The organism is Citrobacter sp. CK195, from assembly GCF_030333365.1.
In the GTDB taxonomy this organism is placed as follows: domain Bacteria; phylum Pseudomonadota; class Gammaproteobacteria; order Enterobacterales; family Enterobacteriaceae; genus Citrobacter_B; species Citrobacter_B koseri.
On the sequence record NZ_JAOWGB010000022.1, the window covers coordinates 26,296 to 50,979 of the forward strand.

Here is a 24,684-nt window from a genome sequence, read left to right on the forward strand (position 1 = left end):
CAGCCTCACACCAGCACGGCTTTTGCCAGATTAAAACGGCGACGGCGGTCATCAAGACCGTTTTTACCGCCGTTGATGATGATCGTGATACGTTCCACATCGCCGGAATACACAAGGCATCCGCTGGTGGCAAAGAACCACGCTGCGGAACGCGCTGCATTTTCGTCCTGTTCCAGCAATTCCGGCTGTGTGACCAGATCCAGTTTTAGCGCCATGCCGCATTTGCGATAGTTGCTTAGCCCGGTGATTTGCTTCAGCCCGCGCCCGCGATATTTCCAGCCGTCACCAGCAATCTGGTTGCCTAGGTTCTTTTTGCCCCACTCGCCGCCGTAAACCAGATTGGCTATCGCTTTCTGATTAGCTGGTTGCGTTGCCGTTCTGCCGAGTGCGGCAGCCTGCTGTGCCGTGATACGGTGCTTGCCGAATACGGGAACAAGACGATCGGCTGCGTAGTTCAGACTTTCCACCAGCTTTTCATACCCGCCGGACTCATGCCCCATCTGCGCGATGAACATCGCCTGATCGAGCGGCGCAGTGATGCCGAATTCTTTCATTGCCGCGTCGATGTGCGGAAACCAGCGCGCAGATAATCCGGCGCTTATACCAGCCGCCTTCTGAAATCGTGATTGATTCATAAAATTACCCGCCAGGAAACTACCAGATTTAATAGGGATAAAAAAGGGAAACAGAGATGCTTTCAAATGTAATTTGATTCAAAATTCCAACCAAGAAAAATCCTAATACCTTTATGTAACCTTTGTGGGTTGTAGTGATGTCGTTACAACCCACTTTTTTATTTCTGAAGAATGTTGATTAAACGTGCCACGTTTCCCCGCGCCCATAGCACGGCGGCGCAAATTAGTACGTTACCCAACACCACAAACCAGTGAGATTCCTGATAGAGGCCGAACAGATACCGGAATGGGACGCTGGCATATACCAGCACTGTGAAGTAGGCCACCAGCGATATCAGAGGGCGATGTCTCGCGCTGCCGCGCTGGTAGAACATCAGCGCAACCACGATCACCCCACAAATTAACGCATTAAAGAATGCAGAAGGATCATTTAACATTACCCCCTCCTCCGCGCAGACGCGAAAGCATACCGAACAGGCTATTTAGATCCTGACTGTTGATGAATGTCAGCACCTTGATAGTGATGGCCGATACAATCACGGCGCCAAGCGCATCAAGTGGCCGGTCACTGTACCCCGTCCAGGCTGAAAGTTTCGAACCCAGTAACCCCGCACCGAGCACCCCAACAATGAACGATGTCATAAAGTATGCAGCCAGACGACCACGGGTAAGATTTGCAGCCGTTGCGACGTAGAAAACCGCGCCACCAAACGCACCAAATACAACGCCAAAATCGGTATGAGTGAAGATTCCGTAAATTACGGAACCCACCAGCCCACCTCCGAGCATCGCGCCGGAGCCAGTTACAGGATCGGACATTTAGCCCCCTCTATTGCTGTGAGTCCTCTCAGTACGAGGGGAAAGAAAAAAGGCCACGCAAATGCGTAGCCTGGAAAAGTAATGCTGTTGTGATGGCCGGTGCTGATCTCCGGCATCTGGAATATTAGTGCGACAGTTTATTCGGATTCAGTCATCTGCGTATCAAGGTGCCTGTCTTCGCAGAATAGTCGCTTTCGGTTCATCAATGTGCATTTCACCCGGTTTCCCGGCTGCTGTTCTCAGCTCCCCAGCACCTACTGGTTTCTTCCAGTGACCTTCCCTCCTGACGGAGACCACTATCACGAGCGCATCAGCCTGCGCATTCATCACAACCGGAAGCACGCTCCGCTACATGAATTAACGACAAAACTCATCTGAGAAGGAATTGAAGCGTGCTTGCGGTTGGGATTGTGTTGCGGTGCCGGGTGCCTCCCGGTAGGCCTGCTCCAGTCAGCAGACCTGCAAAAGGATGTATCTTTTGACTGGTTGCCCCTCCGCATAGGGGGATTCACCGCAACGAAGAAAGCTTACCATTACAACCAACAACGAAAAACCCCGCCGTGGCAGGGTTTCGATGATTAAGCTGTATGTCGAAGTGACCACTCATTATGCAGCCAAACGAAATTGCTCTTCAATCAGCGGCTGGCGATGGTTGCGATCAAATACACCCTTTAGCGCCTCTTTGCGCTGCTCAAAGTCCCAGCCCATGCCAATGAAAACTGTATTGGCCCGCTGCAACTCAGTTACGCAGTGGATCTGCTCCGGCGTCAGGTAGTCACGGATGTTCTCTTTTTTGTCGATGTCGTGGTAAACACGAAATTTTGCCGCCGTCATACCGAGCGCGATGCAGTTAATCAAATCGGCTTCGTTGCTGAAGTGGTAAGGCTTAATCTCCTTACCCAGAGTTTCGCGCTCATGCTTAATGGCATCGCTCATCGGACGATACTCCAGACGGGCGGTGTTGCGACCCATTTTCTTCTTCGCCAGCGCACTGCGCATAGTGAAGAACTCAGCAACCAGTTTCTTTTTGAACTTGCGGACAACATCGTTATTACGCATGTAGGTGATCAGTAGAGTGGTTTGCTGTTCGTTCAGCAGCGCCACACGAACCTTCGCGTTATTGTAACCAGCTCGGATTTCAAATCCGACCTTTCCAAATTCTTCCAGGTCTGATTTATTGCGGTCGATGAGTTTGATTATCGTATCGTGATCGCGCTTTACGCCATCAGCAATAGCAATGGAATTGGTTACAAGGTCGAGTTTTTTAATTTCAACTAATTGCATGGCGTTTACCTTACTTTGAGATGAACCTTTGCCGCACAGGAAATCAGCCCACCGAGGCTCGCCAGCACTAACAGACTTCCTCAAAGGCTCATTTCAAAGGGTGTGGTTCGGTGTGATATGTGCGCGGGCGGTGCGCGAAGAATTGCAGGCATAAAAAAACCCGCGCTGAGGCGGGTTTAATTTCGTGTAGGCATAATATCCCACGATTGGAAGGATACAGGACAGTTTTATGCAAAGTCAACCTTATCGTGCAAAAAATTGTCGGCATTTGTTCCGATCACATCAATAACTGGTTGCCTTCTCAAACTCTAACGCAGCGTGTGTCTCCCCCTTGTGCAACACATCCACCAGCATTTTATAGAATGGCTTCCAGTTGCGGGACCACGACGACTGATGGAGGTTCGGTAGACGTCTGAGAATAGCGCGGTGAACGGTCGCAGAAGACACTCTCGAATACCCTTCACCACCACAACGCTCACAGATTTTGAATACCGGCGCCCCATGCTCTTTCGTAGCCTTGCGATCGAGCACCTCCCCCTTGCCACCGCAGCGACAGCGGGCGCTTATCGTTCCCTTACCTTCACAAACTTCACAGACAGCCGGGACACTCTCTGTAACCTCGTTCCATTGCTCCCAGTCTGAAGGACGAACAGCGCGGGACTTGCTGGCCCAGTATGGCGCTTTACCCCACGGGTAAGATACTTTGCAGATTGTCCGGGTCACCGTTACACGCCCGGAACCATTGCAACTGTGGCATGTCGCGCTGGTGGCCGCAGAACGGGAATACTCAGCAAATGCAAACTGCGCCAGCACCTGCATGCACCAGCCGAACTCAGTCCCGGCGACCTTTCTGACGTTCTTCGGTGCGGTATCCATCGCGTGACGCGCCAGCGCCTGAACTGCCAGTTGCTCATCTGTCTTGCTGATCCCCGCCTTACCAAAGAAGGCAGACAGGCCGAACCGTGCACGGCTGCTGGTGGTACCGATGGCCGCCATAACATCAGTGCCGGTGATCCGATCCGGTGATGTGCCTTTCACGCTGTCGCTGATGTGCATCCCCTGAGGGCTGAAATGTTTTAGTGACGCTTCCAGTTTCATTGTTTAGCCCTCCAGAACCACTGCTGTTTCATGAGATACGTCATAACAACCAGGCGGCTGTAAACCATGTTCAAATCCACCAGCCGGTTAATATCGATGAAGACAGGACCTGAATAGCTACCGTGGGCAGCGCGAAGGTATTCGCTTATGGTGTGCCCGTCTTCCTTCGTTACATCCAGCTTCATTGGATGGTATCTCCCTTCTCTGCCGTACCGAACCAGCCAGGATGTGTCCACTGGACTTCCGTTATTTTCTCTCCCTGCTCCCACAGCGCCAGAGCGCGCATAACGACATAATGCATAAAGATTTTTTCATGCTCGCGCCATTCATCTTCAGGAGTTCCTTCAACAAATTCCGCTATAGCATCAGCAATGAGCCCAAAACATTCAGGAAAATCACTGTGTCCTGTCGCTATTTCACAAGCCGTTTCCTGAAGTTCCTCAAAGCGCTTTTTGGTGAATAAATACGACATTTCGCGAATAAGACGATCCATTGCTGACTCCTTAGGCTTTTGCATAACGTCGGGGTTGTGATTTTTGCTGTGGTGCTGATTTTCGCTTGGCTTCTTCCTGGTCAACCGGGAGGAAATGTCCGTTATAAAAACGACGGTACACGGTCCCAAGAACGCCATTACGCTGTTTGGTGATATTGATTTCCGCGATCCCTCTTGCTGGTGACTCAGGGTTATATACCTCGTCACGGTAAAGCATCATGATGATGTCAGCATCAGCCTCTATTTCGCCTGAGTTCTTAAGGTCGGAGTTCATTGGGCGTTTGTTCGGTCGGGACTCCACGCCTCGCGAAAGCTGGCTCAATGCGATTACGGGAGTCTGGTTTGCCTTAGCCAGATTTTTTAACCCCTTTGAAATTTCACCTACAGCGAGGTCATAACGTGCCGTACTCTGGATCTTAATGAGTAAGAGGTAATCAATGACCACCAGGGAAATTTCCGGGTGGGCAATCTGGTGACTGGTGGCGACCTGCTGGATTTGCTCAACCGTCAGATTGGTAGCGTCCACCATCCAGATCGGGCGTCCGGTAAGACGACCAACACCGGTTGATAACCGCGCCCAGTCCTCATCGTCAAACTTCGCCGCAGCCTTGAGTCGGGAAACTGACATACCACCGGCGGCAGATACCATTCGTTCACCAATCTGAATGCTGGCCATCTCCATGGTGAAGAACAATACACCACGCCCCTGCTCCGATACCTTGTCGATAATATCAAGCGCCAGTTCGGTTTTACCCATTGATGGCCGGGCAGCGATAAACACCAGATCCGTGGGTTCAATACCGCCTGTTTTCTCGTCCAGCTCTTCAATGCCAGTGAGCAGGCTTTTTGCTGTCTCCAGCCCCTGATACCGGGCATCAACACGATCAACGACAGCAGGCAGGATTTCATCAATATGAACTGGCTGTACGGTGTTTGCGGAAAGGGAGATAGTCGCAATGCTGGCCTGTGCAGCTTTCAGTGCTTCAACTGCACTCTCACCATTGGCCGCTGCCCGGATTCCTGCAAGGGCATTTTCAATCACCACTTCCGCATCGCGTACAGCTGCGTTACGTTCCAGCACAGAAACGTAGGAAACCAGCGCTGATTTCGCCCAGGCTATTTGCCCTGACGCCATAATAACCGCACTATATTCCGGCATGCTCTCGCAAAGCAGAAGAGGATCAATAACCCCCGTTCCACGCACTTGACGGCATATGCCGGAATAAATTTCACGGTACTGCCGAACATAAAAAACGCTTGCTGGCAGGCGGGAAATGATTTCAAGAACCTCAGGATCAGCACCGCGCAGAAAAATAGCGCCAATTACCGCACCTTCCAGATCATCGTTTCTCCATACTGGCGTCATTTAGACCACCCGTCTTTGCCACGGAAGCTTTCCCAGTTGAATGCCAGCCGGTTGTGTCCACCGTTTGTCACGCGGTCAACGATGCGCTCACCAATGGAATCCTTAAGCTGCTCAAAGGTCAGATTGCTAATCAGGATGGTGGGCAGCACACTTTCATAGCGAACGTTGACGATCTCCTGCAAGATAGCCAGCTCTGAGGCGCTGCCGAGCTGAACTCCGACCTCATCAATAATCAGCAGATCCAGCGACGCAAAGTGGTCCAGCACACTGTCTTCTGTCATTTCAGAGTTATGGCGCCAGGTGCTTTTTACGGCACGCATAACGCGCATCACATCGGTAATTGCAACCCGGGCGAGGTGGTTGCGAATAAGGTTTTTTGTCATAGCAACAGCCAGGTGATTTTTCCCGGTTCCACATTTTCCAACCATCAGCAGGCCCAGTCCTGCATCAAAGCAGTGCTCCCAGTTGTCGACATAGCCCCGGCACACAGAGAGGTTTTTCGCCGCATCCTGAGTTACAGTCTGGTAGTTATCGAACTCACAATCCTCGAAGCGGCGGGCAATACCAGCGCGATCCAGCAATTCAGTAACGCGCAGTGTACGCAGTTTTGCGCCAACCTCCGCAAGTTCATCCCGCAGGCATTCCGGACATTGTGAGTGTTTAAAATTCTCACCTCCGCGAAAATCTTTTCCCACCAGAGTGAAACGCTCAAATTCGCCATGTTTTTCGCAGGTAGTGGTCTCGGTTTTTCCTGAGTCCCAGCCGCGATATCCCCACGGAAGTTTATGCTCCAGTGTGAAATTTAATTCTTCGTTCAGGCGTTCCTGTCTTGCCTTCAGGTCAGCGCGATCTTTCTGCTGATTCAACAAATTTAACATTTTAATTATCCCCGCTTTACCACTGACAACCCGATTCACCGTAGTCCTGCTCGCTGAAGCCGGATACAGGGAGCGCATTGCGACGCCCACCTCCGGGAGCGGACGGAGTCTGCCAGGACTCTTCGAAGTGGCGATCGGGACCGAAGAACGTTGCAGCCTGCTTGACGAACTGTGTGCCGGTATTACCGGTCGCCCGGCAGTATGCCGCGTAGCGCTTGACGCCTTCCAGCATGTCCTCAGGCTTAACTCCGTCTTTCAGGCGGGCTTTCCAGGCTTTGAATGCTGCCGACTTGGAATTTCCACCAGCACGCTTAGGGTATGCCTGCCACGCTGTTTCAAACTCCGTTGAATAACCCTGTTTTGCAGAGCGAGTTGGTGCAGGCGCGCCAGCAGATGCGCCAATATCTTGCGATTCATGTTTTGAATTTACTTGTGGATCATGTTTTAAACCTTGTGGATCTGGGGTCAGATTCTGACGGGTCAAAACGCCTTTTTTGTCAGAATCTGACGGGTCAAAACCGTATGAACGTCCAGAATCTGAAGGGTCAGAATTTGAAGGTTCAGAATCTGACGGGTGAAAACTGGTTGCTCTGCGTTGCTGTTTCATTGCTGAAACTTTATCCCGTTCAGTGCGTGCCAGCGCCTCAAGGCGTTCGGCATTCAGATAGTAAAGATTGGACGTATTCCGATTTCCTTTGCGACGTGATTCACGACGTAACCAGCCAGCAGACTCAAGTTCTGCAACCGCTGTCCTGACCGTGCTTTCTCCCAGCCCCAGTTGGCGACAGATTGTTTCCACCCCTGGATAACTAACACCATCATCATTCGAGTAGTCAGCCAGGCGAGCCATAATCATTAGCTTCGCGCCCTTAACGTCATGCGCAGCGCATGCGTCCCAGACGTTGCCCAAAATTTTGCTACTCATGCTGCACCTGCTAATTCTTTGTCGTGGGTAAATTCCCCGTTCCAGCTCTTTTTCATCGGCAGAGCACCTTTGAGATACTGGCGATAAATCCACACCGCTCCTTTGCGGAGTAAGACAGGGGTATAAGTGTCGAAACTGTCAAAATCATCATGCTCGACAAGGTGGCGGCGTTCGGTCAGATAAAGATCGCGCGCATAAGCCTTTACACGCCACGCCGGACGCCTGGACTCAGGACGATCGTCATAAAGCCAGTTGTGTTCTTCAAGAAAGGCCGTCACCTGCTGCACATTGACGCCGTTGAGACGCTTACAAAACTGCGTAGGGGTCATCCCCGGGCTGAAAAGATTTTCCAGATGCTGGATGTACCTTGCCTGGCGTTCTGCGTATCCAATTGCTCGCCGTGCCGCCTCTCGTTCATCGGCCCACGCACGAGCAGCTGCAACCTCATCGGAAAAATCAGGAAGATTATTAGACGGGATAAGATTGTATGATCCCGTCATTCGGATAGATGGCAGCACATCGGAAGTGACCCAGCGCTTGAAGCGTTTAGCCTGTTTTTTGCGGCTTTTAAGAATGAGCGTGTAAAGCCCGGATTCATTAACCAACATTGGTTTACGACCCGAACCCGAATACTGTTCGTGTTCACACTTATCCTCTTCATCTACCGACAAAAGCGCTTTGTTGGTATCGCTCAGGCCCAACGCCTCACACACATCAACAGCGAAAAACCACGGAGAGCGATCAATCTGCACAGTACGAACCGAAGCCAGCAGATCACCAGCATCAGACTTAAAGTCGAACGTTTTAATGGTGGCATTCATATTTGAGCTTCCCGTTGTTCGCGTGTGACATGTCACACCTCTGAGGATGGGTGCGGAAAAGTATCAGGAAGATCCGGACGAATCTGATAAGCTTTAACTTCGCCGTTGGTAGCTTTCACAATGGACATGACATGGTCGGCCTTTACACGACTACCATTAAGCCAACGGAATACAGCGGGTTGAGTAACGCCACAGGCCCTAGCTAATGCGGCTTGCCCACCAAGAATATCGATTGCTCTTTTTACATGTTGGTTGGTCATGGAAATACCAAAAGTTATTAAACACAAAGCAAGATTATAACCTTGAATAAGATTATGCAATAACTTATCGTATTTGCCGTGTAATAACTTTTTGTATAGGCTTACTCTTATGAACACATTCTCAGATCGTATTAAAAAAGCGATGGCTGACGCCGGCCTAACTCAGGCTGAATTGGCTACGATGGTTGGGGTCTCGCAGCCAGCTATCTGGCGCCTAGCCTCCGGGAAAACCAACTCATCACGTAAGTTGGTTGAGATCGCTCAAGTTCTGGGCGTTAGCCCCGAATGGCTTTCGACTGGTAAAGATCACACCCCTCATAAACAGGGGTACGTGATTGAGAATATGAATGATAAAGAGCTGCGGGCTAACTCCGATGTATTCAGGGTTGAAGTACTTGATCTTTCTGTAAGTGCAGGGCCTGGCACATTTATGCTTTCTGAATTTGTTGAAGTTTTACATGCCATAGAATACACGACAGAACACGCCAAATCCCTTTTTGGGAATCGTAGTGAAGATGTCGTAAAAGTAATGACTGTAAATGGCGATAGCATGGCCAATACCTTCAATTCAGGAGATCGCGTTTTCGTTGACATTTCGGTCCGTCACTTCCTCACTGACGGAGTGTATGTGTTCGTTTTTGGTAAAACATTCCACCTTAAGCGCCTCCAGATGCAGGGAAACAGACTTGCCGTCTTATCCGACAACCCCGCTTATGAAAAATGGTATATCACGGAAGAGAGCCAAGACGAGCTATATGTGATGGGCAAAGCAATCATGCACGAATCAATAAATTACAACAGGCTTTAATACTCTGAATAACCTACCTCTCCCCATGTGAAGCCGCTTAAATGCGGCTTTTTCATGCGCGTCAGTCGGTAAAATAGGCCCATAAAATAAAATTTATACTAAAAAAATCAATGCATTAAACTAAAATGCAAAATAAAAATAAGTTTTGTTATTGCAATAAGTTATTGCATGACTTACAGTTCACTCATCGGCAAAACAACGGAGCCAATGAGATGACAACTTCATACCCCCCCTTATTAAGCAATGCAAAAAAGAAAATCGATAGCATCGTCTGTCTATTAATTGCACTAGAGCATTGTGGCTCATCACTGGATGAAACGGTTCTTGAGGGGGCTATTTCAGGAGTTAGAATGCTAGCTTCCGATGCATATTGCAATATGGATTCGGCAGAGAAATATATTAACTCGTCTAAGGCAAAGGAGGTGAGCAATGAAAACTCCAATTAACATGCTCGAAAGTATTGCCGCTGACATCGTTGAAAACACCTCGTTACTTGAGGTTATTTATCGCATCAATGAATTACCACCAGAAGCAGATCATGCAATCGCATGTTTAATCAGATCAATGCAGAAAACGAATGAAACTGCATGTGGGTATATTGAACAACTCAGCGGTCAAGGCGGTGAATAATGAGCACATGTTTATTAGGAGCCAGAAACCGAGTCAAACAAGCAGAAGCAGTTCTGAATCAATGGGCGGAAAACCCGAGAGATGATTATGAGCGCACATTGATTATGGCAGTAATGACCCTGCTTGAAGGTGTTGGGGATTCAATTCAGCAAGCAGAAACCAAACTCGAACCGAGCAAGCAGTAAATTCGTGAAAACATATATTACACCTTAACAGGTGGGGAATCGCTCACCCCAAGGAAATGAAGATGGATATTATCGTCAGAAATGAAGCTGTAAAGACCAAGGTTCATTCCGTTATCCAGGATGATGATCTTCTTTATATAAATAAAGCAAGTAAAACAGCAGAGTGTGCTAATAAATATGCGCATGAACTTCGTGCGGAGTTTATCGAGTTACTAATGCCAGCAATCACACGCACTGATGTGAAGGTGGCCGGGCGATTCACCTCGTTACTGAATGAGCTTTGTTTCATGACCAAAATGACAATGGAGAATACATCCAAAGGGGGGGGCAATAATGAAATTTCTGAAAGATAAAGCAGCACATAAAACAGCAACATTACTTGCCCGCTATGGCAATGGCTACCTGCATATTGCAAACCTTTTTCTGCGCAAAGCATATGGGCGGTAACAATGAAAACAAGCCTGATTGAAACTCGCCGCCGTCATCTTGTCCGGGCAAAACTCGATTCAATGATGCGGAGAACCGGAAGTTATTTCCAGATAGTTAAGCTGGAAGATGGTTCAAAATTACCAGTTGAACTTGACGAAGATATTTTGACGAAAGCGCTGATAAAACTTTTCGAAGCGATGATTTATGACATGCATAAACATGAGCAGGCAGAGGACTTAATTTCTGAACATTATTCAGCATGCGTGGGTATTAATAAATTAACACCCGATGGTGTGGATTTTATAAATGCACTTATTGCAACGCTGGCAGAACAATCATTAAAAGCGGAGGAATTAACTGATGATTAGTCAGAATACATTTTTACGCAATAGCGCTCCTACCCATTCTCGGTCGCTGACGGCTGATCTGCATGTTTCGCCGGATTTCTCCGGGCGAGTGCTGGTTTATGTGCGTAACGGTCTGGTTACAGTTCGACGCCTTGCTGATAACGAACATCTTTTGACGCTGACCGGATTTATCGAAATGGCCCGCCAGGCTGGCTGGGTTGTCACTCCATCTGAAGACGTAATGGAGGTCTGCGCCAGTGGCACTAACAGCAATCAGGATTCCTGAGCGCGTTTATTGCAGTGGGCTTTCATGACCTGAATACGGGAGTGTAATTCGTGAACAAATTCGAAATTGACCATTTTTTAGAATCTAAAATCTCGCGGAAAAAGAAGAAGAGACTTATTTGCGGCATTGGGTGTTTTGATGTTGATTTCCCGTGTGGAATCTGGATAGACGGTAAATGCCATCATCACAGCGCGTACGACGTCTGGCGTCACATGATTCAACGTTGCTACAAACCGAACACAGAGCAGGACGCGCGCACCTACGCCGGATGTATTGTGTGCGATGAGTGGCTTTATTTCAGTAATTTTCTGGCCTTCTGGAAAGCCCATTACCGTGAAGGCTGCGCACTGGACAAAGATTTATTACATCCCGGTAATAAAATTTATTCACCAGAGCATTGTGTATTCATTCCGCAAGCACTGAACGGCTTTGGAGCTGACCACGCCAGAACACGCAGTGAATTACCGCAAGGTGTGAGCCGGCACAAGCTACGTAGTAAGTTTCGGGCGAAAATCCGCATAAAAGGGAAAACCAAACATCTCGGGTTGTTCGACAGCGTACAGGAAGCACATACAGCATGGCATGCAGCAAAGATGCAACAGGCTCGTGACTGGAAGTCAGTCTGCGATGAAATCCATCCAGACCTGCACGCCGGGTTGATGCAAAAAGTAGCAGGGGAAATAAAACGATGATCGACAACAGAACCGCCAGCACCATTGACCAGGCATTACAGAAACACGACACACCAGTTGGCCCGTTGTTCGTCGCGGAGCGCCACGGTCGCATTAAGAAATGCTTCAGCCGCGACACGGCGATCCGTTACCTGGCTTTCTTCATGACCACCTGGACTTTTGAGGCATCAGGTTTTAAGTGCCGCCATCCGGACGTGAAAGTATGGCATCCGGTACACGGCGAAGTATGTCAGCGTGGCGCCGTTACTCGTGAATATTTCATAGCCCACCAACGCTGTGAGCGTCGCCTGCGCCGCATTCTTGCCCGTAAGCGCGAAATGCAGAAATGGTGCGCAAAGTGGGACGCCATGCATGTCCGCTTTGTGAAAGAGGTTGATGCGCTACAGGCCAATAAACCGCAGGGGATGCGCTGATGGCTAACCAGGATAATGCAAACATCTTTGCGGTTGAGTCCGCACACAAAGTGCCAAATGCAAAGCATCGTCGGCGTCAGTCGAAAATTTACAGCCCGGATGAATTTCTTGCGCTGCCAATGGTACAGGAGTTCATAAAGAACAACCCTAATCAATATTTCGTCAATGAAGAAACCGGCGAGCAAATGATGGCCCAGGAACTGGCAGAACTTTACTGCTCGGTCAATAACGGCAAGAAGATGAAGAAAGCGCTTCGTCGCGCCTTTGGATATAAAGCATGAATACCGTAACCATCAACAATAAGCAACTTCCAGCAGTCGAATATCGCGGTCACAGCGCGGCACCCACTGGTATCCCCCCAAAATGGGACTCTTTCAGGCTATCGGGTGGGAGGTAAAATAATGGCGCTCATTACGAAAAATTTCCGTCTCAATGCGTTGGCGAACCAGTACGCCACCGCGCTGTATAACCATATTTCAACCATCAGCGGTGATCACTTCATGATCAATGCCAATGGTCAACCGATACAGGTAAACATCATTGGTGGGGTTCAAGGCGTAAGGGACTTAATCAACGGCTACGCACTGGAGGCGCTCAGAGACAGCTATCCACAGCAGTGGGAAGCTATCGGAATTCAGTTATTGAGTAAATGCGTTCATGGTGACGAGTTGACTACAAGTGGCCGTGAAATCTGGCAAAGCATGGTAAATGACATGAGTGATACGGTTGCGGGGAATATGTGAATGAAAATCGAATACCAGGACCACGGCGCCGTAGCGAACATCGTGATCACCAGTACCGTGTTTGAGTTCCGGAAACATAACCGTGTAGTTGACGCTACCCTGCTCTGCACGCCCGGCATCGTTGCAACCCGCAGCGGCGTGTTCTTCATGAAGTCGGTTTTATCCGGTAAATCCCGCGATATGTTGCGGGCCTACAAAACCGTACAGCGGGAGGCGAAACGATGAGTAACAAAATTCTTAACCCGATCGTGCTTATCCATAAGCGCGAAAACAGTGACACCTACGCTGTTGCGATCACCAGTGGCAGCCAGGACTATCACGACGCCGTTCTGATGGCGACGATGGAACCGGACATGACCGGCGATAACGTCGATACCTGGAGCAAAACAGGTTACTACATGGCTGAGGAGATTCAGCGCTTACGCCAGCAGTTGATCGCCCCGTTGAGCATCGGGGAGTTAATTCAGCGCCTGGAATCTCAGACTGGAGACCGCTGGGAGAGAGTGGTTAACGATGTCACTGATGGTAAACCGTTGACCACTGGCGCCAGCGTTTCATTCACCATCGACGAACTCTCCGCAATGTTTAGCTGGATGATACCGCCGTACGTCGTCACCGATACGCACACGGACGGGTTCAACAAACTAAGAAATAAAATTTTTTGCGCTTTACGCGAGATGCAACGCACTGAAACCGCACCAACCGGAGGTGAAAAGTGATTGATTATTTCTTTATCGGTCTTATTGCCCTGCTGGGTATAGGTGCCCTGTTCTGCATGGTAATGATGTGGAGAGTGGCTCTTGTGTACGAGTGGAGAACCAAAGCACTCCGGGCAAGTCTTGAGGATTATCAGGCATTGCCGGATTACGACACGATGATGTGGATGGTCTGGATATGGAAACTTGAGCGTTTTCCGAGGCGCGATAATCTGGGGACGAAAGTGAATAAATGAACAAATCGTTTGAAATGTGGGTGCGCCAGCGGTACGGAAGCCGCTACGACCTTACGAGGGATATAGAAGGGTTTTACTGCCGTGAAGTGGTTAAACGAATGTTTGAAACGTGGTGCCACTGCCGTGGCCTGAATGTGGCGTGAGGTGGGTATGAGCGATGTCATTCTTCTGGCCCCTAATGAGTGGGTTACAGAAAAGGTTCTGATAGCAGTTACCGGGCTAAAACCCGGAACGGTTCTCCGGGCCCGCAAGGAATCCTGGATGCTCGGACGAGAATACAAGCACATAGCGCCCGACGGCAGCCCGAAGCCAACGAGCGAGTGCATGTACTGCATCCCTGAGATAAACCGTTGGATCAAAAGCCAGCCGAATCCAGCAGTCGATCTTTGACTTAAATCTTTGAGGATGTAATCTGATGAAGCTCTTGGACGCAGGAGGATTTATGGCTAAACCGGCCTATCCAACCGGCGTTGAAAACCACGGAGGTAAACTCCGGATCTGCTTCCACTATAAAGGGAAGCGTGTACGTGAAAATCTGGGGGTGCCTGACACCCCTAAAAATCGCAAAATTGCAGGTGAGTTACGGGCTTCTGTCTGCTTTTTAATTAAGACTGGTAGCTTCAACTATGCGGAACGGTTTCCTGATTCGCCAAATCTGAAGCAGTTCGGCGTGGTGAATAAAGACATCACTATCGCTGAACTGGCGGACAAATGGCTTGGCCTTAAGGAAATGGAAATATCGAGAAACACGATGATCCGCTATGAGTCGATCGTAAAAACGAGTGTTTCTTTGCTTGGAGGGCGGGTTCTTGCTTCCGCTGTAACACAGGAAGACTTGCTCGTTTTCAGGCGGGAACTGATGACAGGTCATCAGGTAGCGAGACCAAACCGTGAATTGACACCGAAGGGACGTAGTGTGGCGACAGTAAATGCTTATATGGGGATTGTCTGTGGAATGTTCCAGTTTGCAGCATGCAATGGCTACATTTCACAAAATCCGTTCAGTGGAATATCAACACTGAAGAGAGCAAAAGCTGAACCAGATCCGCTTTCACAGGACGAATTTACGCGACTCATTGACGCCTGCCACCACCAGCAGATCAAAAATCTCTGGTCCCTGGCTGTTTACACTGGCATGCGACATGGAGAATTGTGCGCGCTGGCGTGGGAAGACATCGATATTAAAGCGGGCACTTTGGTTGTCAGGAGAAATTACACTCAGGCTAAAGAGTTCACCCTGCCGAAAACCCAGGCAGGAACCGACAGGGTGATACATCTGATACAACCTGCGATTGATGCATTAAAAAACCAGGCATCACTCACAAGGCTGGGCAAACAACATAAAGTTGAGGTGAAGCTACGCGAATTTGGCCGGACAAGCGCACATTCATGTACCTTCGTATTCAACCCTCAGCTTACCACACGTTCAGGAAAGTCCGGAGCGCATTATGCTGCAACGTCACTAAACAGGATATGGGAATCAGCGATGAGACGAGCCGGTTTACGATACAGAAAAGCGTATCAGTCCCGGCACACTTATGCCTGCTGGTCACTCGCCGCTGGAGCCAATCCTAATTTTATTGCCGCACAGATGGGACATGCAAATGCTCAGATGGTCTATACAGTATATGGTGCATGGATGGCCGACAATAACCAGTCACAGGTTGATATACTGAATCAGAGGCTAGCAGCCACTGCCCCAAAGGTGCCCCAAAAGGGGTTGGCAGCAAGTTTAGTTTAGAAATAACAATACGTTAATCGGTTATACAATCATAGAAAAGATATAATTGATTATCGTAGATCGCTTTTTGGCAGATCGCTTATAAGGAAATCACTATGCGCTACAGCAAACTCTCTCTGCTCGTCCCTTGCGCACTGCTGCTCAGTGCCTGCACAACCGTCACTCCTGCTTATAAAGACAATGGCCCGCGCAGCGGGTCGTGCATAGAAGGCGGGCCGGACAGCGTGGCTCAACAATTTTATGACTACCGCATTCAAAACCGTACTAACGACATTACCGCCCTTCGCCCTTACTTAAGCGACAACCTGGCAAAACTGCTCTCTGACGCCAGCCGTGATGACGAACACCGCCAGTTGATGAGCAGCGACCCGTTCTCCAGCCGCACCACCTTCCCGGATAGCGCCAGCGTAGCCAGCGCGTCCACCATTCCTAATCGCGACGCCCGCAACATCCCGCTGCGCGTGGAGCTGAAGCAAGGCGACCAGACCTGGCGCGACGAAGTGCTGATGATCCATGAGGGTCAGTGCTGGGTTATTGATGATGTACGTTATCTTGGCGGCAGCGTCCACGCGCCAGCCGGTACGCTGCGCCAGTCCGTCGAAAACCGCTGATCACCCGACAAAACGTCGATAAATCATAAGCCCCACAAATTGTCTGGCATTCTGCATAGAATGCCGACAATTATTCTTGCCGCCTACCGCCCCCGCTATTTTGTGCTATGTTTAGTGAAGAATGCGGTTTGCATTTAACTTTTAACGCATAAATATTGCATAACTATTCTGTCAAAGGTACTATCTGCGGCCTCAACATACACAAAATCATTCATGATGCGTCGAGGCGGCAAGTGACTGGAGTGACAAATCTGTCAGGAACAGATTTGAACGTCGCGAGCAACGGTCCGTAAGGGCGAGTCTCAGGGTGAGACGAGTCACTCAGCAGCCAACAAAGAGGCAGCATGAAGGATGACGTGTACAGTTATCAGACTGCCAGCATACGAGAATCAATGAGTATTCAATTAAACGGCATTAATTGCTTCTACGGCGCGCATCAGGCGCTGTTCGATATCACGCTGGATTGCCCTCAGGGCGAAACGCTGGTGTTACTTGGCCCAAGCGGAGCGGGTAAAAGCTCGCTGCTGCGTGTACTCAATCTGCTTGAGATGCCGCGCTCCGGCACGCTCACTATCGCAGGAAATCATTTCGACTTCACGAAAACGCCTTCCGACAAGGCGATTCGTGAATTGCGCCAGAACGTAGGCATGGTTTTTCAGCAATACAATCTCTGGCCGCATCTCACGGTACAACAAAACCTGATTGAAGCGCCCTGCCGCGTGCTGGGTCTGTCAAAAGACCAGGCGCTGGCGCGTGCCGAGAAGCTGCTGGAACGTCTGCGCCTGAAACCTTACAGCGATCGCTATCCTCTGCATCTTTCCGGCGGTCAGCAACAGCGTGTGGCTATCGCCCGTGCGTTAATGATGGAGCCGCAGGTGCTGCTGTTTGACGAGCCAACCGCCGCGCTGGACCCGGAAATCACCGCGCAAATCGTCAGTATTATTCGTGAACTGGCGGAAACCAAAATTACCCAGGTGATCGTCACTCACGAAGTAGAAGTGGCGCGTAAAACCGCCAGCCGGGTGATCTATATGGAAAACGGTCACATCGTCGAGCAAGGGGATGCGAGCTGCTTTGCGAACCCGCAGACCGATGCATTTAAAAACTATTTATCTCACTAAGATTCGGGACAATGACAATGAAAAAAGTTCTGATTGCCGCGCTAATTGCAGGCTTTAGCCTTTCCGCTACAGCAGCTCAAACCATCCGTTTCGCCACGGAAGCATCCTACCCTCCGTTCGAATCTATGGATGCCAGTAACAAAATCGTCGGCTTTGACGTCGATCTGGCCAATGCGCTGTGTAAAGAGATTGACGCGACCTGCACCTTTACCAACCAGGCGTTTGACAGCCTGATCCCAAGCCTGAAGTTCCGTCGTTTCGACGCGGTGATGGCCGGTATGGACATCACGCCTGAGCGTGAAAAGCAGGTTCTGTTCACCACGCCTTACTATGACAACTCCGCACTGTTCATCGGTCAGCAGGGTAAATACACCAGCATCGACCAGCTGAAAGGCAAAAAAGTGGGCGTACAGAATGGCACTACCCACCAGAAGTTCATCATGGATAAGCACCCGGAAATCACCACCGTGCCTTATGACAGCTACCAGAACGCGAAGCTGGATCTGCAAAATGGTCGTATTGACGGCGTGTTCGGCGATACCGCCGTGGTCACTGAATGGCTGAAAGATAATCCGAAGCTGGCGCCGGTTGGCGATAAAGTGACCGACAAAGATTACTTCGGCACCGGCCTCGGCATCGCGGTACGCCAGGGCAACACGGAACTACAGCAGAAATTCAACACTGCGCTGGAAAAAGTGAAGCAAGATGGCACGTACGAAACCATCTACAACAAATGGTTCCAGAAGTAAGACTTGATGAACGAATTTTTTCCTTTAGCAAGCGCCGCCGGGATGACCGTCGGCCTTGCCGTTTGTGCGCTGATCATCGGCCTCGTCCTCGCTATGATTTTTGCCGTCTGGGAGTCCGTAAAATGGCGCCCGATAGCCTGGACAGGTTCCGCACTGGTCACGATTCTGCGCGGCCTGCCGGAAATTCTGGTGGTGCTGTTTATCTATTTCGGTTCCTCTCAGCTTCTGCTGATGCTGTCTGATGGCTTCACCATCAACCTGGGGTTTGTGCAAATCCCGTTGCAGATGCAGATTGAAGACTTCGACGTCAGTCCGTTCCTGTGCGGCGTCATCGCGCTGTCGTTGCTGTATGCGGCATACGCGTCGCAAACGCTGCGCGGCGCGCTGAAAGCGGTTCCGTCTGGACAGTGGGAATCCGGTCAGGCGTTGGGCTTATCAAAAACCGCAATTTTCTTCCGCCTGGTGATGCCGCAAATGTGGCGTCATGCGCTGCCAGGGCTGGGCAACCAGTGGCTGGTATTGCTGAAAGATACCGCGCTGGTCAGCCTTATCAGCGTGAACGATCTGATGCTGCAAACAAAAAGCATCGCCACGCGCACTCAGGAACCGTTCACCTGGTACATTGTGGCTGCGGCTATCTATCTGGTGATTACGCTGGTGAGTCAGTACATTCTCAAACGCATTGACCTGCGCGCGACACGTTTTGAGCGGAGACCAGGCTGATGTTTGAGTATTTACCTGAACTGATGAAAGGGCTGCACACCAGCCTGACGCTGACGGTTGCGTCTATCATCGTCGCGCTGATCCTGGCGCTGATTTTCACCATCATTCTGACGCTGAAAACGCCGGTGCTGGTATGGCTGGTTCGCGGCTACATTACGCTGTTTACCGGTACGCCGCTGCTGGTGCAAATCTTCCTGATCTACTACGGCCCGGGGCAATTCCCGTCGTTACAGGATTACCCGGTACTCTGGCATCTGCTGTCCGAGCCGTGGCTATGCGCCTTACTTGCCCTGTCGCTCAACAGCGCGGCCTATACCACGCAGTTGTTCTATGGCGCGATCCGTGCGATCCCGGAAGGTCAGTGGCAGTCCTGCGGCGCGCTGGGGATGAGCAAAAAAGATACCCTGGCGATCCTGCTGCCGTACGCGTTTAAACGCGCCCTCTCCTCTTACTCCAATGAGGTGGTGCTGGTCTTCAAAAGCACCTCCCTGGCGTACACCATTACGCTGATGGAAGTGATGGGCCACGGCCAGCTGCTGTACGGTCGTACCTACGATGTGATGGTGTTTGGCGCGGCTGGCGTGATTTATCTGATCGTCAACGGTTTGCTAACCTTGCTGATGCGCCTCATCGAGCGTAAAGCGCTGGCGTTTGAGCGCAGAAATTAAGAACACCATGTAGGCCTGATAAGATGCGTCAGCGTCGCCATCAGGCAATGGCGCAAGCGCCTTATCCAGCCTACAAAATCATCGACATAAATGCATAAAACGAAATCATAAAGACGGACAAGCCACTAAGCTGTCCGTCTTTTTTTATAACAACAAAAATATTTAATCATTTTTATTGCATATAAATTCATTAAATGGCATTGTAAACCCATGCCGCAGACACGGTGAATAATCATAAGATTGACAGACGGGAGTTCCACCATGAAAAAGTTAGTTCTGGCCGCATTACTCGCTACTTTCGCCGCTGGCGCCTCAGCTGCCGATAAAATCAATTTCGGCGTTTCCGCCACTTACCCGCCGTTCGAATCACTGGATGCGAGCAATAAAATCGTCGGTTTCGATATCGATCTGGCGACTGCGTTATGCAAACAAATGCAGGCCGACTGTACTTTTACCAACCACGCGTTTGACAGCCTGATCCCGGCGCTGAAATTCAAAAAATATGACGCGGTTATCTCTGGTATGGATATTACCCCTGAGCGTAGCAAACAGGTGACGTTCACCAGCCCTTACTATGCCAACTCTGCGCTGGTGATTGCGAAAAAAGACAGCTATAAAACCTTTGCCGACCTGAAAGGAAAACGTATCGGCATGGAAAACGGCACCACGCACCAGAAATACCTGCAAGATAAGCATCCTGAAGTGAAAACCGTGGCTTATGACAGCTACCAGAATGCGATTATCGACCTGAAAAATGGCCGTATTGATGGCGTATTCGGCGATACCGCCGTGGTGAATGAGTGGCTGAAAACCAATCCGCAACTGGGCGCGGCAACAGAAAAAGTGACCGATCCGCAATACTTCGGCACCGGCCTTGGCATCGCTGTGCGCCCGGATAATAAAGCGCTGCTGGAAAAACTGAACACCGCGCTGGCGGCAATCAAAGCTGACGGCACTTATCAGAAAATCAGCGATCAGTGGTTCCCGCAGTAATCTTCCTTGCCGGATGGCGCTGCGCCATCCGGCAATTCTATAAGGGCACAAAGAACCTAAAGCGCGCGCCACTCACTGAATCCATCAGCCTGATCCCACCGCCGTGCAGTTCCAGCATCCGTCTTACAATCAGCAGCCCTAACCCTCCGCGATCTTCCCGCGACGCCTGATGCCCCAGCACCGACGGTCGCTGGAACAGTTGTTCACGCAACGCTTCGTCAATACCTGGCCCGCTGTCGCTGACCTCGACCTGTAGCTGCGCCTCCTCCTGCCACACCTTCAGCCGGATAGTGCTCCCCTGCGGCGAATGGCGCACGGCGTTATCCAGCAGATTCGTCACTACCCGCTCTATCATCGAGACGTCAGCATTGATAAGCGGCAGGGAATGCGGCATATCGACCTGCAAATGCAACTGCCGGGTCTCTATTGTCAGATCGAATTTTTGCGCCACATCCTGAATCAGCTCACCAATAGCAAAGCGCTCCAGTTGCGGTTTAATGCTGCCATGCTCAAGCCGCGCCAGCTCGAAAAGCTGCTGCGACAGGTGCCGCACCTTGTGCCCCTGACGCAGCGCAGTGGCGAGATATTGCTGCGTTTCCTGCGGCGTCAGCGTAGCGGATTTAAGCGATAACGTTTCCAGGTAGCCCAGCAATGACGTCAGCGGCGTGCGTAAGTCATGCGAGATATTGGCGATAAACTCCCGGCGCTGCCGGTCGCTGTCGGCCAGTTGATCCCACTGGCCAGCGATTTTGCGCGCCAGCTCGATAAAAGTATTGCGCAGCACCGCAACTTCATCACTCACCGTGGTCTCCGGCTGCTGTGCCGCCAGCTGTTTGATGGCGGTAATGCTGTCCTGCTCCAGCCCGGCAACGTCCATCGTCAGGCGTTTTACCGGGCGCGTCACCCAGTACCAGATCAGTAACCCCGCCAGCAGGCCGAACAGCGCCACCCATAGCAGGGACCACAACACCGTACTCCAGAGTGCTTTATGCCAGGCCATTTCTGCCAGCGCATTTGACTCTTCGCCTTGCAGGATGATGTACAAATAGCCTTTAAGCTCACCATCCTGACGTAAAGGGGTAACGCTGAAAACCTTCTGACTCTGACTACGCGGATCGTCGCCATAGACGGGCATCGCTGCGCCGCTGAGAAAGGTTTGCAATGGACTAATATCGATCTTTTGCCGCTGGATATGGCCCGGCGGCGCGGCATCGGCCAGCAGTTCGCCGTCAGAGGAGACGACATACAGCTCAACGCTCGGGTTAAAGGTCATCAGGCGGTCAAACAGCGGCTTCAGCACGCTGCGGTCAACTCTGCCCTGCGCATCCAGAATGGGTTCACGCTGCACAATCTGTTGCGCCAGCCCGCCGGACAGCCGCTGCACCATCGCGTTGCCGTACTGCATGCTGCTGTAGAGTTGCACCGCGCAGGCAACGGTGGCGCAGAGCATCAGCAGCAGAATGAACAGCAGCGTCAGCCGCTGGCTCAGGCTAAAGCGCCGCATCATGGTTCAGCTCCGCAAATTTGTAACCTTTGCCCCAGACGGTACGAATAATCTCCGGTTCAGCGGCATCTTTTTCAATCTTGATGCGCAGGCGATTAATGTGGGTGTTGACGGTGTGCTCATACCCTTCGTGCTGATAGCCCCAGACCTGTTCCAGCAGCGCCAGACGCGAAAAGACTTCGCCGGGATGACGGGCAAAGAAGTACAGCAGCTCAAATTCACGCGGCGTGAGGTCCACATCCTGACCGTGCAGGCGCACCGTACGCGCCAGCGGATCAAGCGTCAGGCCATGAGCCTGAATATGCCCGGCAGTCTGTGCCTGCCCCATAGCCTGCTGTCGGCGAAACAGCGCTTTGATGCGCGCGATCAGCTCCTGCACCGAGAAGGGTTTTGCCAGGTAATCATCTGCCCCGGTTTCCAGCCCGGTAATGCGGTCCGTTTCGCTGCTGCGGGCGCTGATGATAATCACCGGCAGGTAGCGGGTCATCTGACGGATGCGACGACAGATTTCCAGACCGTCAACGTTGGGGAGCATCAGGTCGAGGATCACGGCATCCCAGGGCTGGGTTTCAAGGCACTGTAACGCCTTGCCCCCATCCGGTTGGTGAGTAATGGCGTAGCCTTCGTCTTCTAAATTGAGGCGCAGGAGCGCCGCGATGTCGTGGTCATCTTCCACCAGCAGGATCTGCTTCATGGGTAAGCCTTCATTCTCTCAATGCCAATGACTTAAGCTTACCCGATTTCACAGGGGGGAAGAGTTCACATTTTGTTGAACTTTGTGCGGCCGTTGCGCCAGGCGGCGGCTTCGCTTTACCCGGCCTACCGGTCAGCGTGCTTTGGTCAACAGCGTTAACACTTCATAATGCGCGGTATGCGGGAACATATCGAAAAGTTGAACACGCTCAATACGGTAGCCCGGCAAGTTGGCAATGTCCTTTGCCATCGTCTGCGCGTTGCAGCTGGAGTAGATGATGTATTCCGGCGCCATCTGGCTAAGATAGTCGCACAGGGCTTTTCCAATGCCGCGACGCGGCGGGTTCACCAGCACCAGTTCCGGCACTTCCCCTTGCGCGGTGGCGAATCGGGTGGAATCCAGCGCCTGAAAATGAAGATTCGTCAGCCCCAGTTCCGCAGCGGATTGCTTCGCGCAGGCGATTGCCTCTGGTGCGATCTCAATACCCGTCAACGTCATTTCCGGGGTGGCGCAGTGCAAACCAAATCCCCCGACGCCGCAAAACAGATCCCACATGTGATGAACAGGCAGTTGACGCACCCAGTCACGCGCCGTCGCATACAGACGGCTCGCAACGACCGGGTTGGTCTGGAAAAAGCTCTGCGGACGGATCCACAGCGGCACATCGTTAAAACGTTCTGCCAGCGCCTGCTGCTCCGTCAGGAAGATCTCCGTCTCCCCTTCCATAATCGCCATGTGTACCGGTTGAATATTCGCGGTAATAACCTTCAGCTGCGGTAACTGCGCCTGTAGCCACGGCAGCGCCGCGCGCAGCTGCGCCAGTTTGGTTTCTGAGCGCAGCACGAACCGCAGCATCATGCCGCCATCGAACTGGCTTTCCGTCAGCAGGATGTATTTCAGCTCGCCGCGTTTGCGCGCCACGTTGTAAGGCGTTAACCCGGCACGGGCGATGAACGGCTTCAGCGTGGCGAAAACGGGAGCAAACGTGTCGGGATAGAGCGGACAGTCGCTCAAATCCTCCGGGGTGCCGTCGCGATGCAACATGCCTAACAACGGCTTTTCCACGCTGCCGCTGACCACCATTTTGGCTTTATTACGAAAGGCCTGTTCCGGGCCGCTGACCGGCGCGCACCACTGTTCAACCGAAAAATCGGCAAGCAGCCCCTTTAGATCGGCGGTTTTGGCGGAGAGTTGATCGCGGATCGGCTGGACTATCCACTGACAGGATCGACAGCGACCGGCGTCGTAGAGTGCGCACTGCATACAAAGACCTTCATATTACCAGGGGCGAGGATTATACACGTTATTGCAAACGGAAGAACCGCCTGCTGCCCGCAGGGATAAAGAGCAGCATCAGAACCAGCATGTCCGGCAATTTCTGCATCACCAGCGTGCGCAAAATTTCGCGTTTCGACTCCCCGGCAATACTGAACAGTTCCGGGTAGCCATAGCCCAGCGACGCCGCCCACAGATAACCTGTGGCAATAACCTGCGTGAGCAGGTACACCCAGCGCGCCCAGTTGCGCCCTTTCACCAGCGAAAACGCGCAATATATTTCAGTAAAGACCAGCGCCAGGCTGCCTAAAAACACCAGCGTCAGATTCCAGGTTTGCACGCTGCGATGAATAAATTCTCCCATTCCCCGCATGCCGAGCGTGTTAAAAATCATCAGCAAATCGAGGCAGCGGATCAAAATAATCGCGAGCGCCGCCACCTGCACCAGCGTGGGTACATTTAAACGGGCATGTGATGAGGATGATTTCTTAAAAAATCCCAACGAATCGTCTTCCATGAAAACGTTACCGCGCTTGCCCAC

Annotated in this window: 38 protein-coding genes; 22 read left to right on the top strand and 16 right to left on the bottom strand. The window is 51.3% G+C overall.

Annotation, left to right across the window (positions count from 1 at the left end; translation table 11 throughout):
• Window positions 1-5 precede the first annotated feature (5 nt).
• From OGX93_RS05010 to OGX93_RS05065, 12 genes are all read right to left on the bottom strand, one after another.
• Window positions 6-635 carry a glycoside hydrolase family 19 protein gene (locus tag OGX93_RS05010; RefSeq protein ID WP_286487791.1) on the bottom strand — a complete coding sequence of 210 codons (630 nt, stop codon included), beginning with the start codon at window positions 633-635 and terminating at the stop codon, window positions 6-8.
• A 158-nt stretch (window positions 636-793) separates the two neighbouring features.
• Window positions 794-1,072, bottom strand: coding sequence for a phage holin family protein (locus tag OGX93_RS05015; protein WP_115625647.1), 279 nt, complete (start codon window positions 1,070-1,072; stop codon window positions 794-796).
• Complete coding sequence (locus OGX93_RS05020) at window positions 1,062-1,454, bottom strand: phage holin family protein (protein ID WP_047462987.1); 393 nt, start codon at window positions 1,452-1,454, stop codon at window positions 1,062-1,064. The genes OGX93_RS05015 and OGX93_RS05020 overlap by 11 nt, the downstream gene beginning before the upstream one ends.
• A 606-nt stretch (window positions 1,455-2,060) precedes the next feature.
• The gene (locus OGX93_RS05025) at window positions 2,061-2,738 is read right to left on the bottom strand and encodes a Rha family transcriptional regulator (protein WP_286487792.1); all 678 of its coding nucleotides are present in this window, start codon (window positions 2,736-2,738) and stop codon (window positions 2,061-2,063) included.
• Window positions 2,739-3,020: 282 nt separating this feature from the next.
• The gene (locus OGX93_RS05030) at window positions 3,021-3,836 is read right to left on the bottom strand and encodes an antitermination protein Q (protein WP_286487793.1); all 816 of its coding nucleotides are present in this window, start codon (window positions 3,834-3,836) and stop codon (window positions 3,021-3,023) included.
• On the bottom strand, window positions 3,833-4,021 hold the full coding sequence (locus OGX93_RS05035) for a hypothetical protein (RefSeq protein WP_058668901.1): 189 nt from the start codon (window positions 4,019-4,021) through the stop codon (window positions 3,833-3,835). Before OGX93_RS05035 ends, OGX93_RS05030 begins: the two co-directional genes overlap by 4 nt.
• The gene (locus OGX93_RS05040; protein ID WP_275147112.1) at window positions 4,018-4,329 is read right to left on the bottom strand and encodes a hypothetical protein; all 312 of its coding nucleotides are present in this window, start codon (window positions 4,327-4,329) and stop codon (window positions 4,018-4,020) included. The genes OGX93_RS05035 and OGX93_RS05040 overlap by 4 nt, the downstream gene beginning before the upstream one ends.
• A 10-nt stretch (window positions 4,330-4,339) precedes the next feature.
• Window positions 4,340-5,695: a replicative DNA helicase gene (locus OGX93_RS05045; protein WP_286487794.1), complete on the bottom strand. Its 1,356-nt coding sequence runs from the start codon at window positions 5,693-5,695 to the stop codon at window positions 4,340-4,342.
• Window positions 5,692-6,573: an ATP-binding protein gene (locus tag OGX93_RS05050; protein ID WP_286487795.1), complete on the bottom strand. Its 882-nt coding sequence runs from the start codon at window positions 6,571-6,573 to the stop codon at window positions 5,692-5,694. The genes OGX93_RS05045 and OGX93_RS05050 overlap by 4 nt, the downstream gene beginning before the upstream one ends.
• Window positions 6,574-6,589: 16 nt before the next feature.
• Window positions 6,590-7,498: a helix-turn-helix domain-containing protein gene (locus OGX93_RS05055; protein WP_286487796.1), complete on the bottom strand. Its 909-nt coding sequence runs from the start codon at window positions 7,496-7,498 to the stop codon at window positions 6,590-6,592.
• On the bottom strand, window positions 7,495-8,319 hold the full coding sequence (locus OGX93_RS05060) for a BRO-N domain-containing protein (RefSeq protein ID WP_058668890.1): 825 nt from the start codon (window positions 8,317-8,319) through the stop codon (window positions 7,495-7,497). Before OGX93_RS05060 ends, OGX93_RS05055 begins: the two co-directional genes overlap by 4 nt.
• Window positions 8,320-8,351: 32 nt before the next feature.
• Window positions 8,352-8,579, bottom strand: a complete 228-nt coding sequence (locus tag OGX93_RS05065) for a helix-turn-helix domain-containing protein (protein WP_072274353.1) — start codon at window positions 8,577-8,579, stop codon at window positions 8,352-8,354.
• Window positions 8,580-8,688: 109 nt separating this feature from the next.
• On the opposite strand from OGX93_RS05065, the gene OGX93_RS05070 reads away from it, so the two are divergent.
• From OGX93_RS05070 to artJ, 22 genes are all read left to right on the top strand, one after another.
• A complete protein-coding gene (locus OGX93_RS05070) occupies window positions 8,689-9,387 on the top strand; it encodes an XRE family transcriptional regulator (protein WP_058668888.1) in 699 nt (232 codons plus the stop codon).
• Window positions 9,388-9,599: 212 nt separating this feature from the next.
• Window positions 9,600-9,833, top strand: a complete 234-nt coding sequence (locus tag OGX93_RS05075) for a hypothetical protein (protein ID WP_125337035.1) — start codon at window positions 9,600-9,602, stop codon at window positions 9,831-9,833.
• Complete coding sequence (locus OGX93_RS05080; protein WP_058668885.1) at window positions 9,817-10,017, top strand: hypothetical protein; 201 nt, start codon at window positions 9,817-9,819, stop codon at window positions 10,015-10,017. Before OGX93_RS05075 ends, OGX93_RS05080 begins: the two co-directional genes overlap by 17 nt.
• Window positions 10,017-10,202, top strand: a complete 186-nt coding sequence (locus OGX93_RS05085; protein ID WP_058668883.1) for a hypothetical protein — start codon at window positions 10,017-10,019, stop codon at window positions 10,200-10,202. The genes OGX93_RS05080 and OGX93_RS05085 overlap by 1 nt, the downstream gene beginning before the upstream one ends.
• A gap of 62 nt (window positions 10,203-10,264) precedes the next feature.
• Complete coding sequence (locus tag OGX93_RS05090) at window positions 10,265-10,555, top strand: hypothetical protein (protein ID WP_200077442.1); 291 nt, start codon at window positions 10,265-10,267, stop codon at window positions 10,553-10,555.
• A gap of 96 nt (window positions 10,556-10,651) precedes the next feature.
• Window positions 10,652-10,999 carry a hypothetical protein gene (locus OGX93_RS05095; RefSeq protein WP_200053053.1) on the top strand — a complete coding sequence of 116 codons (348 nt, stop codon included), beginning with the start codon at window positions 10,652-10,654 and terminating at the stop codon, window positions 10,997-10,999.
• Entirely contained in the window at window positions 10,992-11,264 is a 273-nt protein-coding gene (locus OGX93_RS05100; protein WP_058668878.1) for a hypothetical protein, read from the top strand. The genes OGX93_RS05095 and OGX93_RS05100 overlap by 8 nt, the downstream gene beginning before the upstream one ends.
• 50 nt (window positions 11,265-11,314) lie before the next feature.
• The gene (locus OGX93_RS05105; protein WP_286487797.1) at window positions 11,315-11,956 is read left to right on the top strand and encodes a hypothetical protein; all 642 of its coding nucleotides are present in this window, start codon (window positions 11,315-11,317) and stop codon (window positions 11,954-11,956) included.
• Window positions 11,953-12,369 (top strand): hypothetical protein, encoded by a 417-nt coding sequence (locus OGX93_RS05110; RefSeq protein WP_286487798.1) that lies wholly within the window; start codon window positions 11,953-11,955, stop codon window positions 12,367-12,369. Before OGX93_RS05105 ends, OGX93_RS05110 begins: the two co-directional genes overlap by 4 nt.
• The gene (locus tag OGX93_RS05115) at window positions 12,369-12,650 is read left to right on the top strand and encodes a hypothetical protein (RefSeq protein ID WP_200077444.1); all 282 of its coding nucleotides are present in this window, start codon (window positions 12,369-12,371) and stop codon (window positions 12,648-12,650) included. The genes OGX93_RS05110 and OGX93_RS05115 overlap by 1 nt, the downstream gene beginning before the upstream one ends.
• Before the next feature lie 120 nt (window positions 12,651-12,770).
• Window positions 12,771-13,112: a hypothetical protein gene (locus tag OGX93_RS05120; RefSeq protein ID WP_200077445.1), complete on the top strand. Its 342-nt coding sequence runs from the start codon at window positions 12,771-12,773 to the stop codon at window positions 13,110-13,112.
• Window positions 13,113-13,337 (top strand): hypothetical protein, encoded by a 225-nt coding sequence (locus OGX93_RS05125; protein ID WP_200077446.1) that lies wholly within the window; start codon window positions 13,113-13,115, stop codon window positions 13,335-13,337. It abuts the gene before it with no gap.
• A complete protein-coding gene (locus OGX93_RS05130) occupies window positions 13,334-13,831 on the top strand; it encodes an ATPase (RefSeq protein WP_275147122.1) in 498 nt (165 codons plus the stop codon). The genes OGX93_RS05125 and OGX93_RS05130 overlap by 4 nt, the downstream gene beginning before the upstream one ends.
• Window positions 13,828-14,064 carry a hypothetical protein gene (locus OGX93_RS05135; protein WP_200077447.1) on the top strand — a complete coding sequence of 79 codons (237 nt, stop codon included), beginning with the start codon at window positions 13,828-13,830 and terminating at the stop codon, window positions 14,062-14,064. The genes OGX93_RS05130 and OGX93_RS05135 overlap by 4 nt, the downstream gene beginning before the upstream one ends.
• Before the next feature lie 150 nt (window positions 14,065-14,214).
• Complete coding sequence (locus tag OGX93_RS05140) at window positions 14,215-14,454, top strand: excisionase family protein (RefSeq protein WP_199972553.1); 240 nt, start codon at window positions 14,215-14,217, stop codon at window positions 14,452-14,454.
• A 52-nt stretch (window positions 14,455-14,506) separates the two neighbouring features.
• Window positions 14,507-15,805, top strand: coding sequence for a site-specific integrase (locus OGX93_RS05145; RefSeq protein WP_502873160.1), 1,299 nt, complete (start codon window positions 14,507-14,509; stop codon window positions 15,803-15,805).
• A 95-nt stretch (window positions 15,806-15,900) separates the two neighbouring features.
• Window positions 15,901-16,416, top strand: a complete 516-nt coding sequence (locus OGX93_RS05150; RefSeq protein WP_286449762.1) for a lipoprotein — start codon at window positions 15,901-15,903, stop codon at window positions 16,414-16,416.
• Window positions 16,417-16,808: 392 nt separating this feature from the next.
• On the top strand, window positions 16,809-17,537 hold the full coding sequence (gene artP / locus OGX93_RS05155; RefSeq protein WP_024130493.1) for an arginine ABC transporter ATP-binding protein ArtP: 729 nt from the start codon (window positions 16,809-16,811) through the stop codon (window positions 17,535-17,537).
• Between the two features lie 17 nt (window positions 17,538-17,554).
• Entirely contained in the window at window positions 17,555-18,286 is a 732-nt protein-coding gene (gene artI, locus OGX93_RS05160) for an arginine ABC transporter substrate-binding protein ArtI (protein ID WP_024130494.1), read from the top strand.
• A 6-nt stretch (window positions 18,287-18,292) separates the two neighbouring features.
• Window positions 18,293-19,009 carry an arginine ABC transporter permease ArtQ gene (artQ, locus tag OGX93_RS05165; protein WP_049009773.1) on the top strand — a complete coding sequence of 239 codons (717 nt, stop codon included), beginning with the start codon at window positions 18,293-18,295 and terminating at the stop codon, window positions 19,007-19,009.
• Window positions 19,009-19,677: an arginine ABC transporter permease ArtM gene (artM, locus tag OGX93_RS05170; protein ID WP_012133092.1), complete on the top strand. Its 669-nt coding sequence runs from the start codon at window positions 19,009-19,011 to the stop codon at window positions 19,675-19,677. Before artQ ends, artM begins: the two co-directional genes overlap by 1 nt.
• 261 nt (window positions 19,678-19,938) lie before the next feature.
• On the top strand, window positions 19,939-20,670 hold the full coding sequence (artJ, locus tag OGX93_RS05175) for an arginine ABC transporter substrate-binding protein ArtJ (RefSeq protein ID WP_012133094.1): 732 nt from the start codon (window positions 19,939-19,941) through the stop codon (window positions 20,668-20,670).
• 37 nt (window positions 20,671-20,707) lie between these two features.
• On the opposite strand, the gene OGX93_RS05180 is transcribed toward artJ, so the two are convergent.
• The 4 genes from OGX93_RS05180 to OGX93_RS05195 all read right to left on the bottom strand — a co-directional run bounded on the left by OGX93_RS05180 (window position 20,708) and on the right by OGX93_RS05195 (window position 24,660).
• Entirely contained in the window at window positions 20,708-22,177 is a 1,470-nt protein-coding gene (locus OGX93_RS05180; protein ID WP_115181794.1) for a sensor histidine kinase, read from the bottom strand.
• Window positions 22,161-22,868: a response regulator transcription factor gene (locus tag OGX93_RS05185; protein ID WP_047457883.1), complete on the bottom strand. Its 708-nt coding sequence runs from the start codon at window positions 22,866-22,868 to the stop codon at window positions 22,161-22,163. Before OGX93_RS05185 ends, OGX93_RS05180 begins: the two co-directional genes overlap by 17 nt.
• A 132-nt stretch (window positions 22,869-23,000) precedes the next feature.
• Window positions 23,001-24,131: a 23S rRNA (uracil(747)-C(5))-methyltransferase RlmC gene (gene rlmC, locus OGX93_RS05190; RefSeq protein ID WP_286449761.1), complete on the bottom strand. Its 1,131-nt coding sequence runs from the start codon at window positions 24,129-24,131 to the stop codon at window positions 23,001-23,003.
• 40 nt (window positions 24,132-24,171) lie between these two features.
• On the bottom strand, window positions 24,172-24,660 hold the full coding sequence (locus OGX93_RS05195; protein WP_012133098.1) for a YbjO family protein: 489 nt from the start codon (window positions 24,658-24,660) through the stop codon (window positions 24,172-24,174).
• Window positions 24,661-24,684 lie beyond the last annotated feature (24 nt).

Bases quoted from the DNA above. Each gene is read 5' to 3' on its own strand.
- OGX93_RS05010 (WP_286487791.1), bottom strand. From the start codon at position 635: ATGAATCAATCACGATTTCAGAAGGCGGCTGGTATAAGCGCCGGATTA.
- OGX93_RS05015 (WP_115625647.1), bottom strand. From the start codon at position 1,072: ATGTTAAATGATCCTTCTGCATTCTTTAATGCGTTAATTTGTGGGGTG.
- OGX93_RS05020 (WP_047462987.1), bottom strand. From the start codon at position 1,454: ATGTCCGATCCTGTAACTGGCTCCGGCGCGATGCTCGGAGGTGGGCTG.
- OGX93_RS05025 (WP_286487792.1), bottom strand. From the start codon at position 2,738: ATGCAATTAGTTGAAATTAAAAAACTCGACCTTGTAACCAATTCCATT.
- OGX93_RS05030 (WP_286487793.1), bottom strand. From the start codon at position 3,836: ATGAAACTGGAAGCGTCACTAAAACATTTCAGCCCTCAGGGGATGCAC.
- OGX93_RS05035 (WP_058668901.1), bottom strand. From the start codon at position 4,021: ATGAAGCTGGATGTAACGAAGGAAGACGGGCACACCATAAGCGAATAC.
- OGX93_RS05040 (WP_275147112.1), bottom strand. From the start codon at position 4,329: ATGGATCGTCTTATTCGCGAAATGTCGTATTTATTCACCAAAAAGCGC.
- OGX93_RS05045 (WP_286487794.1), bottom strand. From the start codon at position 5,695: ATGACGCCAGTATGGAGAAACGATGATCTGGAAGGTGCGGTAATTGGC.
- OGX93_RS05050 (WP_286487795.1), bottom strand. From the start codon at position 6,573: ATGTTAAATTTGTTGAATCAGCAGAAAGATCGCGCTGACCTGAAGGCA.
- OGX93_RS05055 (WP_286487796.1), bottom strand. From the start codon at position 7,498: ATGAGTAGCAAAATTTTGGGCAACGTCTGGGACGCATGCGCTGCGCAT.
- OGX93_RS05060 (WP_058668890.1), bottom strand. From the start codon at position 8,319: ATGAATGCCACCATTAAAACGTTCGACTTTAAGTCTGATGCTGGTGAT.
- OGX93_RS05065 (WP_072274353.1), bottom strand. From the start codon at position 8,579: ATGACCAACCAACATGTAAAAAGAGCAATCGATATTCTTGGTGGGCAA.
- OGX93_RS05070 (WP_058668888.1), top strand. From the start codon at position 8,689: ATGAACACATTCTCAGATCGTATTAAAAAAGCGATGGCTGACGCCGGC.
- OGX93_RS05075 (WP_125337035.1), top strand. From the start codon at position 9,600: ATGACAACTTCATACCCCCCCTTATTAAGCAATGCAAAAAAGAAAATC.
- OGX93_RS05080 (WP_058668885.1), top strand. From the start codon at position 9,817: ATGAAAACTCCAATTAACATGCTCGAAAGTATTGCCGCTGACATCGTT.
- OGX93_RS05085 (WP_058668883.1), top strand. From the start codon at position 10,017: ATGAGCACATGTTTATTAGGAGCCAGAAACCGAGTCAAACAAGCAGAA.
- OGX93_RS05090 (WP_200077442.1), top strand. From the start codon at position 10,265: ATGGATATTATCGTCAGAAATGAAGCTGTAAAGACCAAGGTTCATTCC.
- OGX93_RS05095 (WP_200053053.1), top strand. From the start codon at position 10,652: ATGAAAACAAGCCTGATTGAAACTCGCCGCCGTCATCTTGTCCGGGCA.
- OGX93_RS05100 (WP_058668878.1), top strand. From the start codon at position 10,992: ATGATTAGTCAGAATACATTTTTACGCAATAGCGCTCCTACCCATTCT.
- OGX93_RS05110 (WP_286487798.1), top strand. From the start codon at position 11,953: ATGATCGACAACAGAACCGCCAGCACCATTGACCAGGCATTACAGAAA.
- OGX93_RS05115 (WP_200077444.1), top strand. From the start codon at position 12,369: ATGGCTAACCAGGATAATGCAAACATCTTTGCGGTTGAGTCCGCACAC.
- OGX93_RS05120 (WP_200077445.1), top strand. From the start codon at position 12,771: ATGGCGCTCATTACGAAAAATTTCCGTCTCAATGCGTTGGCGAACCAG.
- OGX93_RS05125 (WP_200077446.1), top strand. From the start codon at position 13,113: ATGAAAATCGAATACCAGGACCACGGCGCCGTAGCGAACATCGTGATC.
- OGX93_RS05130 (WP_275147122.1), top strand. From the start codon at position 13,334: ATGAGTAACAAAATTCTTAACCCGATCGTGCTTATCCATAAGCGCGAA.
- OGX93_RS05140 (WP_199972553.1), top strand. From the start codon at position 14,215: ATGAGCGATGTCATTCTTCTGGCCCCTAATGAGTGGGTTACAGAAAAG.
- OGX93_RS05145 (WP_502873160.1), top strand. From the start codon at position 14,507: ATGGCTAAACCGGCCTATCCAACCGGCGTTGAAAACCACGGAGGTAAA.
- OGX93_RS05150 (WP_286449762.1), top strand. From the start codon at position 15,901: ATGCGCTACAGCAAACTCTCTCTGCTCGTCCCTTGCGCACTGCTGCTC.
- artP (WP_024130493.1), top strand. From the start codon at position 16,809: ATGAGTATTCAATTAAACGGCATTAATTGCTTCTACGGCGCGCATCAG.
- artI (WP_024130494.1), top strand. From the start codon at position 17,555: ATGAAAAAAGTTCTGATTGCCGCGCTAATTGCAGGCTTTAGCCTTTCC.
- artQ (WP_049009773.1), top strand. From the start codon at position 18,293: ATGAACGAATTTTTTCCTTTAGCAAGCGCCGCCGGGATGACCGTCGGC.
- artM (WP_012133092.1), top strand. From the start codon at position 19,009: ATGTTTGAGTATTTACCTGAACTGATGAAAGGGCTGCACACCAGCCTG.
- artJ (WP_012133094.1), top strand. From the start codon at position 19,939: ATGAAAAAGTTAGTTCTGGCCGCATTACTCGCTACTTTCGCCGCTGGC.
- OGX93_RS05180 (WP_115181794.1), bottom strand. From the start codon at position 22,177: ATGATGCGGCGCTTTAGCCTGAGCCAGCGGCTGACGCTGCTGTTCATT.
- OGX93_RS05185 (WP_047457883.1), bottom strand. From the start codon at position 22,868: ATGAAGCAGATCCTGCTGGTGGAAGATGACCACGACATCGCGGCGCTC.
- rlmC (WP_286449761.1), bottom strand. From the start codon at position 24,131: ATGCAGTGCGCACTCTACGACGCCGGTCGCTGTCGATCCTGTCAGTGG.
- OGX93_RS05195 (WP_012133098.1), bottom strand. From the start codon at position 24,660: ATGGAAGACGATTCGTTGGGATTTTTTAAGAAATCATCCTCATCACAT.